Origin of the sequence: Sphingobium sp. PAMC28499 (assembly GCF_004795815.1) — a bacterium.
Taxonomy (GTDB): Bacteria; Pseudomonadota; Alphaproteobacteria; order Sphingomonadales; family Sphingomonadaceae; genus Sphingobium; species Sphingobium yanoikuyae.
In genome coordinates this window covers 2,392,325-2,406,857 of sequence record NZ_CP039248.1, presented here as the reverse complement: position 1 = coordinate 2,406,857, position 14,533 = coordinate 2,392,325, and the positions used below count along the sequence as shown (strand labels likewise).

At 66.3% G+C, this 14,533-nt stretch carries 13 protein-coding genes and 1 tRNA gene; 8 read left to right on the top strand and 6 right to left on the bottom strand.

The genetic code is table 11. The features are described 5' to 3' along the window. Positions 1-32 precede the first annotated feature (32 nt). The 3 genes from E5554_RS11690 to E5554_RS11680 are packed head-to-tail and all read left to right on the top strand — an operon-like array spanning position 33 to position 3,986. Positions 33-950, top strand: a complete 918-nt coding sequence (locus E5554_RS11690) for a LysR family transcriptional regulator (protein WP_136186876.1) — start codon at positions 33-35, stop codon at positions 948-950. Positions 951-977: 27 nt separating this feature from the next. Further along, positions 978-3,245 (top strand): NADP-dependent malic enzyme, encoded by a 2,268-nt coding sequence (locus tag E5554_RS11685; protein ID WP_004207688.1) that lies wholly within the window; start codon positions 978-980, stop codon positions 3,243-3,245. Positions 3,246-3,305: 60 nt separating this feature from the next. Continuing rightward, complete coding sequence (locus tag E5554_RS11680) at positions 3,306-3,986, top strand: L,D-transpeptidase family protein (RefSeq protein ID WP_010337124.1); 681 nt, start codon at positions 3,306-3,308, stop codon at positions 3,984-3,986. A gap of 9 nt (positions 3,987-3,995) precedes the next feature. Here E5554_RS11680 and E5554_RS11675 read toward each other — a convergent pair whose 3' ends face one another. Continuing rightward, positions 3,996-4,868 (bottom strand): EamA family transporter, encoded by an 873-nt coding sequence (locus tag E5554_RS11675; RefSeq protein WP_136188326.1) that lies wholly within the window; start codon positions 4,866-4,868, stop codon positions 3,996-3,998. Between the two features lie 184 nt (positions 4,869-5,052). Here E5554_RS11675 and E5554_RS11670 point away from each other — a divergent pair, with 184 nt between their 5' ends. The 4 genes from E5554_RS11670 (at position 5,053) to E5554_RS11655 (ending at position 9,556) form a co-directional block, all read left to right on the top strand. Then, complete coding sequence (locus E5554_RS11670) at positions 5,053-6,249, top strand: MFS transporter (protein WP_037521766.1); 1,197 nt, start codon at positions 5,053-5,055, stop codon at positions 6,247-6,249. Positions 6,250-6,289: 40 nt separating this feature from the next. Then, positions 6,290-7,426 (top strand): aspartyl/asparaginyl beta-hydroxylase domain-containing protein, encoded by a 1,137-nt coding sequence (locus E5554_RS11665; protein WP_136186875.1) that lies wholly within the window; start codon positions 6,290-6,292, stop codon positions 7,424-7,426. 93 nt (positions 7,427-7,519) lie between these two features. Further along, positions 7,520-8,179 (top strand): YitT family protein, encoded by a 660-nt coding sequence (locus E5554_RS11660; RefSeq protein WP_004207693.1) that lies wholly within the window; start codon positions 7,520-7,522, stop codon positions 8,177-8,179. 72 nt (positions 8,180-8,251) lie between these two features. Further along, the gene (locus E5554_RS11655) at positions 8,252-9,556 is read left to right on the top strand and encodes a M20/M25/M40 family metallo-hydrolase (RefSeq protein ID WP_136186874.1); all 1,305 of its coding nucleotides are present in this window, start codon (positions 8,252-8,254) and stop codon (positions 9,554-9,556) included. A 50-nt stretch (positions 9,557-9,606) separates the two neighbouring features. On the opposite strand, the gene E5554_RS11650 is transcribed toward E5554_RS11655, so the two are convergent. Both E5554_RS11650 and hisI read right to left on the bottom strand, forming a co-directional pair. After that, the gene (locus tag E5554_RS11650) at positions 9,607-10,140 is read right to left on the bottom strand and encodes a hypothetical protein (protein WP_017500916.1); all 534 of its coding nucleotides are present in this window, start codon (positions 10,138-10,140) and stop codon (positions 9,607-9,609) included. Continuing rightward, the gene (hisI, locus tag E5554_RS11645) at positions 10,127-10,513 is read right to left on the bottom strand and encodes a phosphoribosyl-AMP cyclohydrolase (RefSeq protein ID WP_004207696.1); all 387 of its coding nucleotides are present in this window, start codon (positions 10,511-10,513) and stop codon (positions 10,127-10,129) included. Before hisI ends, E5554_RS11650 begins: the two co-directional genes overlap by 14 nt. Before the next feature lie 240 nt (positions 10,514-10,753). Here hisI and E5554_RS11640 point away from each other — a divergent pair, with 240 nt between their 5' ends. Continuing rightward, a complete protein-coding gene (locus E5554_RS11640) occupies positions 10,754-13,030 on the top strand; it encodes a TonB-dependent receptor (protein ID WP_136186873.1) in 2,277 nt (758 codons plus the stop codon). Between the two features lie 192 nt (positions 13,031-13,222). Here E5554_RS11640 and E5554_RS11635 read toward each other — a convergent pair. The 3 genes from E5554_RS11635 to E5554_RS11625 form a co-directional block, all read right to left on the bottom strand. Beyond that, a tRNA-His gene (locus tag E5554_RS11635) sits at positions 13,223-13,299 on the bottom strand. An 82-nt stretch (positions 13,300-13,381) separates the two neighbouring features. Then, positions 13,382-13,966: a septal ring lytic transglycosylase RlpA family protein gene (locus tag E5554_RS11630; protein WP_210729821.1), complete on the bottom strand. Its 585-nt coding sequence runs from the start codon at positions 13,964-13,966 to the stop codon at positions 13,382-13,384. A 241-nt stretch (positions 13,967-14,207) separates the two neighbouring features. Continuing rightward, positions 14,208-14,480, bottom strand: coding sequence for an HU family DNA-binding protein (locus E5554_RS11625; protein WP_004207699.1), 273 nt, complete (start codon positions 14,478-14,480; stop codon positions 14,208-14,210). Positions 14,481-14,533 lie beyond the last annotated feature (53 nt).

The window sequence follows — 14,533 nt, the reverse complement described above, 5'->3', positions numbered from 1 at the left end:
TTCGAATAGAGACTTTCCTGTGGTGAACGAATATGATGGACCCGGACCATGAATTGTTCGTGAGCATCGTCGATGAAGGCGGGCTGGCGGCCGCTGGACGGCGGCTCCACATATCGCCGGCGATGATGTCCAAGCGGCTGGCCCGGCTGGAGGACAGGCTCGGCGCCCGGCTGATCCACCGCACCACCCGCCGGCTGGCGCTGACCCCGGCGGGCGAGCGGCTCCATGGCGACCTGCGCGCGATCCTCGCCTCCCTCGACGAAGCCGAACGTCGCGTATCGGGCGTGTCGGCGATCGCATCCGGCCCGCTGCGAATCACCGCCCCGACCTCCTTCGGCCGCATGCATCTTGCCCCCTATCTTCAGCCTTTCCTGGACGACCATCCTCGCGTCGACCTGCGGCTCGACCTGTCGGACGATTATGTCGACCTGATCGAAAGCCGGGCGGACCTGGCCATCCGTATCGCCGCAGATCCGGGTGCCGGCCTCACCGCCCGGCGGCTGGCGCCCAATCGCCGCATCATGTGCGCCGCGCCCGCCTATCTTGAGCGCTTCGGCACGCCGCGCCGCATCGCCGACCTCAAGCAGCACCGCCTGCTCGCCGCCGACGGCCAACTGCCCTGGCGGCTGATCGGTCCCAAGGGGCCGGTCGCGATCGACGGCCACAGCCATATCCGCACCAACAGCAGCGAAGTCGTGCGCGAACTGGCGCTGTCGGGCAGCGGCATCGCGCTGCGCTCGCTGTGGGACATCAGCGACGCGCTGGCGCAGGGCGACGTGCGCCAGATCCTGCCCGATCATGAAGGGTCGAGCGACGTCGCCCTCTATGCCGTGCAACTGCCACAGGCCAATCCGCCGCTGGCCATCACCGCCTTCGTCGACTTTCTTGCTGCGCAATATGCCCTTGCGCCGCCGTGGGAGTCGCGGACGGACCGCACTGGCTTGCCCTAGCGGAACACAGTCTCTAAGGCGCATCGCATGGACGATAACACCCGCCGCGCCGCCCTAGACTATCACCGCCTTCCCCAGCCCGGTAAGCTCGCGATCGAGCCGACCAAGCGCATGGTGAATCAGCGCGATCTGGCGCTGGCCTATTCGCCGGGGGTGGCCGCCCCTTGCGAGGAGATCGCTGCCGATCCCGCCAAGGCGCTGGACTATACCGCGCGTGGCAATCTGGTCGCGGTCATCTCCAACGGCACCGCCGTCCTCGGCCTCGGCGCGATCGGCGCGCTGGCGTCGAAGCCGGTGATGGAAGGCAAGGCTGTCCTCTTCAAGAAGTTCGCCGACATCGATGTGTTCGACATCGAAGTCGACACCACCGACACGGACAAGTTCGTCGAAGCCGTCGCCCTGCTGGAGCCGACCTTTGGCGGCATCAATCTGGAAGACATCAAGGCGCCCGAATGTTTCGAGATCGAACGGCGCCTGAAGGAACGGATGAACATTCCGGTCTTCCATGACGATCAGCATGGCACCGCCATCGTCGTCGCCGCGGCCGTGCGCAACGCGCTGGTTCTGCAGGGCAAGACCCTGGCTGACGCAAAGCTGGTCACTTCGGGCGCCGGCGCCGCCGCGCTCGCCTGCGTCGACCTGCTCGTCTCGATGGGCCTGCCGATCGACAATGTGACGATGACCGACAAGGACGGCGTCATCCATTCGGGCCGCGAAGGCATGCTGCCCAACATGGCGCGCTATGCCCGCGACACCAACGCGCGCACCCTGCCCGACGTGCTGCCAGGCGCCAACCTGTTCCTGGGCCTGTCGGCGCCGGGCGTGCTGAAGCCGGAATGGCTGCCGCTGATGGCGCCCAATCCGCTGATCTTCGCGCTCGCCAATCCGGAGCCGGAAATCCGCCCGGAAGCCGCGCGCGAAGTGCGCCCGGACGCGATCATCGCCACCGGCCGGTCGGACTATCCGAACCAGGTCAACAATGTCCTGTGCTTCCCCTATATCTTCCGCGGCGCGCTGGATTGTGGCGCGACCCAGATCAACGAGGCCATGAAGGTCGCCGCGGCCGACGCGATCGCCGCCCTGGCCCGCATGCCCGCACATGACAGCGTGGCGCAGGCCTATGGCGGTCGCAAGCTGGTGTTCGGCGCCGATTACATCATCCCGACCCCGTTCGATCCGCGCCTGATCGGCGAGATTGCCGGTGCCGTGGCCAAGGCGGCGATGGACAGCGGCGTCGCCACCAAGACGCTGGACCTCGAAGAATATAAGCGCGCCCTGTCGCACCAGAACACCCGCTCGGGTCAGCTGATGCTGCCGGTCTTCCATGCCGCGCGCGGCAGCCAGTGCCGCATCGTCTATGGCGAGGGCGAGGATGAGCGCGTGCTGCGCGCGATCCAGGACGGTCTGGACGAAGGCATCGTCAAGCCGACCATCGTCGCGCGCCGCCGCCTGCTGGAACAGAAGCTGGCCGACATGGGCCTCAGCTTCCAGCTCGACCGTGATGTCGAGGTGATCGATCCCGAGACGGATCATGACATCATGCGCGAACTGGTCGAGGCCTATCGCGCCATCGCCGCGCGCAAGGGCGTGCCGCCAGACGAAATCCTGCGCCATGTCTATCGCCGCCCGACCGTCACCGCCGCCATGCTGCTGCGCACCGGCCGGGTCGACGCCGCGCTGGTCGGTGGCCGTTCCGAATATTGGGGCCAGGTCGAACATGTGCTGCGCATCATCGATCGCGCGCCCAACCACAGCCGCATCTATGCGCTGTCGGGCCTGATCCTGGACGCGGGCGCGCTGTTCATCACCGACACCCATATGGTGCCGGACCCGACGCCCGACCAGATTGCGGAAATGACGCTGCTGGCGTCGACCGAGTTGCAGCATTTCGGCCTGAAGCCGCGCGTCGCGCTGCTGTCGCACTCCAATTTCGGTGCGTCCAACAGCCCCAGCGCCCGCAAGATGCGGGCCGCGCTCGACCTGGTGCGCCAGGCCGCACCGGAGCTGGCGGTCGATGGCGAAATGCACGCCGACGCCGCGCTCAGCCAGGCGCTGCGCGAACGGCTGATCCCCGACTCCCGGTTCGAGGGGCCGGCCAACCTGCTGGTGATGCCGAACCTCGACGCGGCCAATATCACGCTGACGGCGCTCGGCGCCTCGTCCAGCTCGCCCACGGTCGGGCCGATGCTGATCGGCACCGCCCAGCCGATCCATGTGCTGACGCCCGGCGTCACCGCGCGCGGCATCCTCAACCTGACCGCCATCGCCGCCGCCGAAGTGGCGCGCGAAGGCTGACCTTAACCTTTGCCGGTTAGGCTGTTAGCTTGACCGGCAAAGGATGAAGCGAGGAAGATCATGGCAGGCGTCATCGGCACATTGGCTCGCAGCCTTGGCCCGAAACTGCTGATCGGCGCCGTCCTGGGCGGCGGTGCGCTGCTGCTGACCGACAAGATTGATCGGAACGCCGGCAACGCGACCCAGGCCAAACCGGCCGAGGCCGCCGCCGCGCCCAAGCCGCTGCCGCTGGTCGAACGGCGCAGCGACCAGGGCATGAAGGTCGATCCCCATGCGCTGGCGGTCAAGCGCGTGCTCAAGATCGAGGGGCCTTTCGAGCATGGCGACTATGCCTGGGACGAGGAAGGCGCACCGGCCAAGGGGCCGGTCATCATCACCGTCGACCTGAAAGCCCAGACCCTTTCCGTCTTCCGCGACGGCTATGAAATCGGCGCCGCCGTCATCCTCTATGGCGCGACCGACAAGCAGAGCCCCTTGGGCGCCTTCCCGATCATGCAGAAGGACGCCGACCATTATTCCAGCACCTACAACAACGCGCCCATGCCCTATATGCAGCGGCTGACCAGCGACGGCGTCGCCATCCACGGCAGCGACGTCAAATGGGGCTATGCCACCCATGGCTGCATCGGCGTGCCCAAGGAATTTGCGCAGAAGCTGTTCGGCGTCACCAAGGTCGGCGACATGGTCATAATCACCAACGGCAAGATGCTGGACACCAGCAAGGCCGTCGTCAGCGGCTGACCGGCCCCCCTATTGCGGCGCATCCTCGATTGCGGGTGCATGACGCACCGTCAGCGCGCTGCCGCCTGATGCCGCGATGATGCAGAATATCGCCACGCCCTGCAGCGCCGTCAGCCGCTCACCCAGCACGACGAAGCCCGCCAGTGCGCCGATCGCCGGCGCCGCGCTCAGCAACAGGCCGAACACCGGCGCGGGCAGGCGCCGCATCGCCTCCATCTCCAGCGAATAGGGCAAGGCGCTCGACAACAGGGCGATCGCCAGCCCGACCGTCAGCACCCAGGGCGAAAAGAGCGACGCGCCGGCATGGGTCAGCCCGACCGGCAGCACCAGGATCGCCGCCGCCAGCATGCCCCAGGCGACCGCATCGCCGCGCAGCGCGCCCGACACCCGCTTGCCGGTCAGGATATACAGCGCCCAGCAGGCCGCCGCCCCGACAGCGAAGATGACACCCAAAGGATCAAGCGCGGCGTCGCTGCGCAGCGGCAAGAGCAGCAGCAGGCCGATCACCGCCGCCCCCAGCCACAGGAAATCACGCGGCCGGCGCGACCCGAACAGCACGATCGCCAGCGGCCCCGTCACCTCGATGGCCATGGCGATGCCCAGCGGAATGCGGGCGAACGCCTGATAGATAAGCAGGTTCATCAGCGCGAGGGTCGCGCCATAGATCAACAGCGGCCAGCGCACATCGGCCGGGATCGGTCGGCGCCATGGCCGCCGGAACAGCATCAGCAGGATCGCCGCCAGGAAGATGCGCAGCGCCGCAATGCCATAGGCACCGACGATCGGGAATAGCGTCTTGGCAAAGGCCGCGCCCATGTTCATCGACAGCAGCGACGCCAGCACGGCGCCCGCCCCCGCCAGCACGGCGCCCTGCCCGTTCATCTCAATCCTGCTCATGTTCAATGAATACCATATACGATTAATTGGAAAAGCGTCATTCGATGCCGCGTTGCACCAGATGCGTTGCCAGTTGCAAGAATCTCATACGTATGCAGCCTTGACCATCGCTGTCACTCGGCCCATCTGGCGGACTTCCGTCATTTTGCATTGCAGCATGGAGCTTGTCATGGGCAGCCAGTCCCACAAGGCGCACCCCGCGCTCGTCCTTTTCGCGCTGTCCGTGGGCGCCTTTGCGATCGGCACGACCGAATTCGCCTCCATGAGCCTGCTGCCCTTCTTCGCGCGCGACCTCCACATCGACCTGCCGACCGCCGGCCATGCGATCAGCGCCTATGCGTTGGGCGTAGTGGTCGGCGCGCCGCTGATTGCCGCCTTTGCCGCGCGCCTGCCGCGCCGCACGCTGCTGATCGCGTTGATGGCGATGTTCGCGGTCGGCAACGGCCTGTCGGCGCTGTCGCCCAGCTATCACTGGATGCTGCTGTTCCGCTTCCTTTCGGGCCTGCCCCATGGCGCCTATTTCGGCGTCGCCGCCCTGGTCGCGGCCAGCCTGGTGCCGATCGAGAAGCGCACCTTGGCGATCGCCAAGGTGATGTCGGGCCTCACCATCGCCACGGTGCTGGGCGTTCCGGTCGCCAACTGGATGGGCCAGATACTGGGCTGGCGCTCGGGCTTCTTCGTGGTCTGCGCGCTCGCCGTGCTGACCATGAGCCTCGTTGCCCTCTACGCCCCGCGCGACGCCGGTGATCCGAAGGCCAGCCCGATGCGCGAGCTGAGCGCGCTCGGCAAGTCGCAGGTCTGGCTGACCCTGCTGACCGGCGCGATTGGCTTTGGCGGCCTGTTCGCGGTCTACACCTATGTCGCCTCGACCATGATCGAAGTGACCCATGTGTCCGAAACCCTGGTGCCGCTGATCCTGATCGTCTTTGGCCTGGGCATGACGGTCGGCAATCTCGCCGTCGCCTGGCTCGCCGATCGCGCGCTCAACCGTACCGTCATCGGCATCCTCGTTTGGAGCGCGGTTGCGCTGGCACTCTTCCCCTTCATGGCCGGCAATATCTGGAGCCTCAGCCTCATCGTCTTCCTGATCGGTATTGGCGGCGGCATGGGCACGCCGTTGCAGGCGCGACTGATGGACGTTGCGGGCGACGCCCAGACGCTGGCCGCCGCACTGCACCACAGCGCCTTCAACATCGCCAATGCGCTCGGCCCCTGGCTCGGCGGCCTGTCGATCGCGGCGGGCTATGGCCTGGTGTCGACCGGCTGGATTGGCTGCGCCTTGTCGCTGGGCGGCCTGGCCATCTATCTGGTCGCCATCGCCACCGCACGGCGCAGCACCCAGCCCGCGCTGGTGCCCTGCGAATAAGCCGCTTCCTTCCATCCGTTCCGCTGGCTAAGGCGGGCGGATGACGGATCGGGCACGCGAACAGACCTTACAGGACGCGGCGATCGCCGCATTGCGCCGCGGCGACGCGGCAGTGGCGCGCGCCACCCTCTACGAAATGGCCGATCCCCCGGCCATGCTGCTGGCCCAGGCCTGCAATCGGCTGGGTGATCTGGACGGCGAACAGGCCGCGCTCAACCGCATCCTGCAACAGGATATGCGCAACCTGCCCGCCATGCTGGCAATGGGCCAGAATCTGATCCGGCGCGGCGACGAGCGCGGTGCATCGATCTGGTTCCGCGGTGCTCTGGCGCAGGCGGCGGCCACCGGCGCGCCCCCCGCGCTGCAACCGCTGCTGCAACAGGCGCAGGCCAGCATCGCCCAGTCCGGCCGCAAGTTCGAGGATCATCTGAGCGCCGCCATCGCCGACCTGCCCGCCCTGCCCCGGATTGCGCAGGCGACCGACCTGTTGCTGGGCAAGAGCGAACTCTATCTGCAACAACCCAGCATGTTCTATTTCCCCGGCCTGCCGCAGCGCGCCTTTTACGAGCGCGACGAATTTGCCTGGGTGCCAGCAATAGAGGCGGCAACCGACGCCATCATCGCCGAACTCAACGACGTCCGTGCCGGCGCCCCCGATTTCGCGCCCTATGTCCAGACGCCCACCGATCGCCCGGCGCCCAACAACCCGCTGCGCGACGATCCCTCCTGGGGCGCCTATTATTTCTGGCAACAGGGCGAGATCGTGGCGGACCATGCCGCCCGCTGCCCCGCCGTCATGGCCGCGCTCGACCATGCCGATCGCCCGATGATCACCGGCCGTTCGCCCATGGCGCTCTGGTCGCTGCTCAAGCCCGGCACCCATATCCAGCCCCATCATGGCCTGCTCAACACCCGCCTGATCTGTCACCTGCCGCTGATCGTGGCCGACAATTGCGCGTTGCGGGTCGGCGCCGAAACCCGCGCCTGGGTACCGGGCGAAATGCTGATCTTCGACGACAGCATCGAACATGAGGCCTGGAACCGGGGCAAAGACACCCGCGTCGTCCTGCTGTTCGAAGTCTGGCGCCCGGAAATCCACGCGGAGGAACGGATCGCGCTCACACGCCTGTTCGAAGCGATCGACCAGTTCGGCCCGAAACAGGTCGACGCCGGTTAACGCCCCTTTTCAGACTGCCCGTCTGCGACTATGGGCGCGGACAAAGACGACAAGAGAGGATGGCACGGGGCGCTCACGCTTTTCGGACATGCCATGACCTCGATCGACCCGACGCCCCCGGCGCCGTCGCCTGCCCTGCCCGTTCCGCCCGCCCATGTCGCGCGGCCGCATAGTCCTGCCGAGGATTTCTATGCGATCGCCATCGGCTGCGCCTTCATCGCCATGGGGCTGATGCTGCTGAAACAGGCAAAGCTGGTGACCGGCGGCATGGCCGGCATCGCGCTGCTGCTGTCCTATCTGATCCATCTGTCGCCCGCGACTTTGTTCCTGCTGATCAACATCCCCTTCTTCCTGTTCGCCGGGCGGGCGATGGGCATGGCCTTCGGCCTCAAGACCCTGTTCGCCAATATCGCGATCATGGGGGTCGGCCTTGCCATGCCCTATGCGATGGAGATCGCCCGGATCAGCCCCTTCTTTGCCGCGCTGTTCGGCGGCTCGATCATCGGCTTCGGCATCCTGGCCATCGCGCGCCATGGCGCTGGCGTGGGCGGTGTCGGCGTGGTCGCGCTGATCCTGCAGAAATCGCGCGGCTGGAATGCCGGCCGCACCCAGATGGCCTGCGACGTGCTGATCCTGCTCGCCTCGCTGCCGATCCTCAATGCCGAGCGTTTTGGCCTGTCCGTCCTGTCGGCCGCCGCGATCAACGCCGTGCTGTTCGTCAACCACCGCCCCGGCCGCTATATCGGCCATTGATGCGCGCCTGCCTCCCCGGCTAGACGGACCCCGGCGCCCACGCCGGTGCGCCCATCATAAAAGGGGTCCAGAATGAAGCGGTTCGCGCTCTGTATAATATTGGCCAGCACGGCCCTATCGGTTCCGGCCAGTGCCGCCATGCCCACCAGCGCAACCGCACCGGCCGATGCCCGCGCCATTGCCGCGATCCGCGCGCGCCCGGCGGTCAAGGCCGCCTTCGCCGCGCTGGAGGCCGAACATGACCAGTGGGTCGACAATATCGTCACCCTGACCCAGATTCCGGCGCCCCCCTTCAAGGAAGAGGCGCGGGCCAAGGCCTATGCCGACATGTTCCGCGCCGCCGGCCTTACCGATGTGGAGATTGACGAGGGCGGCAATGTGCTGGGCCTGCGCCGTGGCAGCGGCAAGCCGGGCGGCAAGCTGATCGTCGTGTCCGCCCATCTCGACACCGTCTTTCCCGAAGGCACGCCGGTCACGGTCCGGCGCGAGGGCAACAAGCTCCACGCGCCCGGTGTCGGGGACGATGTCGCCGGCCTCGCCACCCAATTGAGCCTCATCAAGGCGATCGTTGGCGCCAACATCAGCGCGCCGATGGACATATTGTTCGTCGGCGATGTCGGCGAAGAAGGCCTGGGCGATCTGCGCGGCATGAAGCAGCTCTTCCACAAGGGCAAATATAAGGACCGCATCGCCAGCTTCTTCTCGATCGACGATGGCTCGGTCGATGGCCTGATCAATGGCGGCGTCGGATCGAAGCGCTATCGCCTGACCTTCACCGGCCCCGGCGGCCACAGCTTCGGCGCCTTTGGCCTGGTCAATCCGATGACGGCGATGAGCCAGGCGATCATCGACCTCTACAAGATCCCGGTGCCCCAGTCGCCCAAGACGACCTACAGCGCCAGCGTCGTGGGCGGCGGCTCCTCGGTCAACGCCATCCCGCAGGAAGTCTGGCTGCAGGTCGACATGCGATCGGAAAGTGCTGCCGAACTGGCCAAGCTGGAACAGGCGTTCCTCGCCACGGTGGACAAGGCCGTCGCGACCGAAAATGGCGCCCGCTCGATCAAGGAAGGCCCGATCCGCGTCGACAAGAAGGTGGTGGGCGATCGTCCGGCCGGCAGCACTGCCGCCGATACGGCGCTGGTCCGCCAGACCGCCGCCGCCTATGCCGCCGAAGGCGTCACCGCGCGGATGAGCTTCAGCTCGACCGACGCCAATGTGCCGATGAGCCTGGGCATCCCGGCCATCACCATCCCGCGCGCGGCGACCGGCGGCCGGGGTCACTCGCCCGACGAATGGATCGACGTGTCGGCGCCGGAATCGCTCAAGGTCAAGCGGATGGATCTGGTCGCCCTGCTCGCCGCAGCCGGCTATCGCTGATCAACCTGATGGGGCCGGCCAAAATGCCGGCCCTGTTCAGTCCGTCCCGTTCAGTCCGCCTCGCACAGCGGTTCATCCTCGCGATCGCGCGCACGCAGGGCCGCGCCCGCATCATTGGCGATGCGCGGGAAGGTCACCCCTTCCAGATTGCCGCGCCCGTCGCACAGCCGGTCACAGGCCATGTCGACCACGCCGGGCAGCGCCACCTGGTCGCCATCATATTGGGCGACGATGATGCACTTCCTGCCGCCGGAAAAGCTCAGGATCAGCTTGTCGCCGGCCCGCCGCGCCGTACCCGCGCCATGGCAGCTCTGTTCGGTGCCGAAGATCGCCTCCAGCCCGAAACGATAGTCGCCCGACTTGGCGGGAAGGACGCAGAGCGAATCCCGCCCCGCCTCATGCCGCCGCTGGAACAGCCCGACCGGCGCGATCCGCGACGCGTCGGCAATGGCGCCGGTCGCGATCGCCGCGCGCTCCAGCCCCGAAGCTGCAGCCCCGGCGCGATCGGGCGCGGCTGCGCCCGGCGTCGCGGCCTGCTGACACCCGGCAAGAAGACATGCAAGGAAAAGGCTAGTGCGCCGCATCGACACCCGGTTCATCGACCGCGCTCAGCCCATCGGGTCCGATCCGGCGGAAGAAGCAGGACCGCGCGCCGGTGTGGCAGGTCGGCCCCGCCGGCTCGGCCAGCACCCAGACGGCATCCTGGTCACAGTCGATCCGGATGTCGCGCACGCCAAGCATATGGCCGGAGCTTTCGCCCTTCTTCCACAGTGATTGGCGGCTGCGCGACCAGAAATGGGCCAGGCCGGTCTCGACCGTCAGCGCCAGCGCCTGCGCATTCATATGCGCCACCATCAGCACTTCCCCGGAGGTGACATGGGTCACCACCGCAGTGATAAGGCCATGATCGTCATATTTGGGGTTGAGGGTCAGCCCCCGGTCGCGTGCGTCATCCATCCGCGCGCTATAATCGGCAATGCGGCCCGTGCGAAGTCCCTTCGGCGCTTTGCATTGGGGCACGGCCTGACAGCGCCATGGGGTCAGACTGTCGCATTTTGGCAAATCTGTTGCACGGATGCTACAGAATGGCGACAGTCTTGCTTGCTCCCAGGCCCGCGCGCGCATAGCGTCGCGCGCGATCCGCAACAGCGGACACCAGCAGGGAAACGGATGCCAGGCCAATCAAGGGGGCCAAATATGACATCTTCGCATATCTTCACCAGCATTTCGCGCGGCGCGCTCGCCGTCGCTCTCACCGCTCTGGCGCCGATCGGTGCCGCCCACGCCCAGACCGAAGCGCCCGCCGCATCGGGCGAAGGCCTGGGTGAAATCGTCGTCACCGCGTCGCGCCGGGCTGAAAATGCCAAGGACGTGCCGGTCGCCGTGACCGCCATCGGCGGCGAAAAGCTCGACGCGCTCAACAGCAGCGGCCTCGACGTTCGCTTCCTCGCCGCGCGCACGCCCAGCCTTCAGGTCGAAAGCTCGTTCGGCCGCACCTTCCCGCGCTTCTACATCCGCGGCCTTGGCAACACCGATTTCGATCCCAACGCCGCCCAGCCGGTCTCGGTCGTGCTCGACGATGTCGCGCTCGAAAATCCGATGCTCAAGAGCTTCCCGGTGTTCGATCTTGCCAGCGTTGAAGTGCTGCGCGGCCCGCAGGGCACGCTGTTCGGCCGCAACACCCCGGCGGGCGTCGTCAAGATGACCTCGGCCGCGCCGACCGATCATTTCACCGGCTATGCCAGCGCCTCCCGGGCAACCTACAACACCGTCAATGCCGAAGCCGCGATCGGCGGCCCGATCGCCGACGGCCTCAGCTTCCGCGTGTCGGGCCTGCTCCAGCGCCGCGACGACTGGGTCAAGAACGACAATGAAGGCGGCAACGCCGCCAGCGAGCTGGAAGGCTATCGCGACATGGCCGGCCGCGTGCAGCTGGCTTATGAAGCCGGCGACTTCAAGGCGGTTCTGAGCGGTCATTATCGTGACCTGGACGGCAGCCCGCGCGTGTTCCGCGCCAACATCTTCAAGCAGGGCAGCAACCATTTCGTCGACGGCTTCGACAAGGATCATGTGAACCTGGACGGCTATACCAGCCAGTCGATGAAGCAGGGCGGCGGCAATCTGCGCATGCAACTCCATGTCGACGGCCTGGGCACCTTCTTCTCGACCACCGGCTATGAGAAGGCCAGCGTCGAAAGCACCGGCGACATCGATGGTGGCGGCTGCTACCCCTATACCGGCTGCACCGCCGGCCAGCTCGGCGTCGGCTCGTTCGACTCCAACACCGGCGGCGTGACCAAGCCGGAGGAATTCAGCCAGGAATTCCGCTTCGCGACGGACGACATGAACGGCATCCGCCTGCAGGCGGGCACCTACTTCTTCCACCAGCGCCTGAAATATAACGAATATGCCTATGATCTCGCGGGCAACCGGGTGAGTGCGATCCTGCACAACAACACCAACGAGAATATCGGCCTGTTCGCCTCGGGCGAAGCCAAGGTGACGTCGGCCCTGACGCTGCGTGCCGGCGTGCGTTATTCGCACGACGACAAGCGCGACACGATCACGCTCGATCCGGCGCTCGCAGCCAGCAGCATCTCGTCGCAGCTGATCGGCGTCGACCTGCCGCTCAGCAACACCGCGCAGGGCAGCAACCTGTCCTGGGACGTCAGCGCCACCTATGCGCTCAGCCCCGACGTCAACCTCTATGGCCGCGTCGCCACCGGCTATCAGGGCCCGGCAATCCAGGATCGCGTGACCTTCTTCAGCGTCCCCTCGGTCGCCAAGAAGCAGACCACCATCTCCTATGAAGGCGGCATCAAGGGCGCGATCGCCAACATGGTCCGCTTCGACCTGTCCGCCTATTACTGGAACACCGACGATCTGCAGCTGACGGCTGTCGGCGGCGTCGGCAACTCGGCCCGCCTGATCAACGTGAACAAGGCGGTCGGCTATGGCCTGGAAGGCAATCTGGAGGCGCAGCCGCTCGATCACCTGAACCTGACCGTGGGCGGCAGCTACAACTTCACCGAAATCCGCGACAAGAACGCCTTCGTGGCGGTCTGCGGCTCGGGCATGTGTACGCCCACCGGCAACACCTTCGTCGATGGCGGCACCACCTACAGCTATCTGGACGGCAATGACCTGCCCCAGGCGCCGCGCTACATCGCCAATGCGACCCTGCGCTATGCCATCCCGGTCGGTGACGCGGGCGAAGTCTTCGCCTATACCGACTGGGCCTATCGTAGCAAAATCAACTATTTCCTCTACTCGGCAGCCGAATTCCGCGGCCGTTCGTCGCTGGAGGGCGGCCTCAAGGTCGGTTACAAGTCGAACCATGGTTATGAGATCGCGGCCTTCGCCCGCAACATCACCAACCAGATCCGCGCCGTCAGCGCGATCGACTTCAACAACCTGACCGGCATGATCAACGAACCGCGCATCATCGGCGGCATGATCAAGGCCAGCTTCTAAACCTGGGTCTCAACGCCCCATAGGCGTTAGTCGGCAGAGGAAGGGCGTCCCGCAAGGGGCGCCCTTTCTTGTTGCGCCCAGGGCAGCGGAAAGCCGCCGCCACGCGCCAGGAAAATGATCGAAGCCAGAAACGCGAAAACCCCATCCTGCCGAGGCAGGACGGGGTTTCATTTCGCGCATTCCCGAAGGAAATGGGGCGATCGACGGGATCCGAACCCGCGACCTCCGGTACCACAAACCGGCGCTCTAACCAACTGAGCTACGATCGCCACAGGGGCTGTTGCCCCGCGAGAAGGGCCACATATGCGGCCGCCCCTCCCCCGTCAAGCAGCTTATGTCAAAGGATGAAAATTATCGCCCCGCATCATTGCCGGACGCCGCCAGACGGGCGCGCAGCACGGCCAGTTCGTCCGCCCCGACGCGCGGCCGACCCTCCGCCGGCTTGCCCTTGCGCAGCTTCTTGCGATCCTTTTCCGGGGGATCGACGGCACGAACCCGGACCGCCGCATGGCCCTGCCCGCGAATCCCCAGTTCCTCCGCCGCGCCGCGCGACAGGTCGATGATCCGCCCACGAGAAAAGGGGCCACGATCGTTGATCCGCACCAGGATCGTGCGCCCGGTATCCAGCGCCGTCACCTCGACATAGGCGGGCAAGGGCAGGCTGGTATGTGCCGCCGTGATCCAGCTGGGCCGGAAGCGCTCGCCATTGGCAGTGCGATTGCCCGATTCCGATCCATACCAGCTGGCATAGCCGACCAGGTCATAGCCCGGCTGGTCGGCCGGCACATAGGTGGTGCCGCGCACCGTATAGGGCTTGCCGATGCGCACCGGCATGTCGCTCACCGGACGGAAATTCCCCCCGCCACAGGCCGACAATGTCCCTAGCAGCGCCAAGGCCGCCCCCGAAGTCCCGATACCCCGTCTGATCGCTCTCATGCCCCCTCCTACCCCCGCAGGCGGAGCAGGTCGAGGGCAGCGGACCGGTCATCGCCGCGATCCGCCGCACAAGGCCATGAAAAAAGGGGCAGAGGCCCCCGGCCCCTACCCCTTCCTTTCGACATGCATGCGCCGGGCGGGTTTCCCCTGCCGCAGCGCTACTCTCCCGCAAACCTACTTCCGACCGCGACGCCGGCAGATCATCAGACGTAAACGCGCCCGATCGGGCGCGCCTGCATCCTTAGTTGACCGAATCCTTCAGGCCCTTGCCGGCCTTGAACTTCGGCTGCGACGACGCCTTGATCGTCATCGTCTCGCCGGTGCGCGGGTTGCGACCGGTCGAAGCCTTGCGCTGCGACACGGAGAAAGTGCCAAAACCAACCAGGCGCACTTCGTCGCCCTTCTTCAGCGCGCCGGTGATGGCGTCGAACACGCCCTCGACCGCCTTGCTGGCGTCGCTCTTGCTGAGACCGCTGCTTTCAGCGACCGCGCTGATAAGATCCTGCTTGTTCATGCCTTGGGAACCCCCTTTATAGATGTTGGATAGTCAAGGAATCGCGGCGTAGG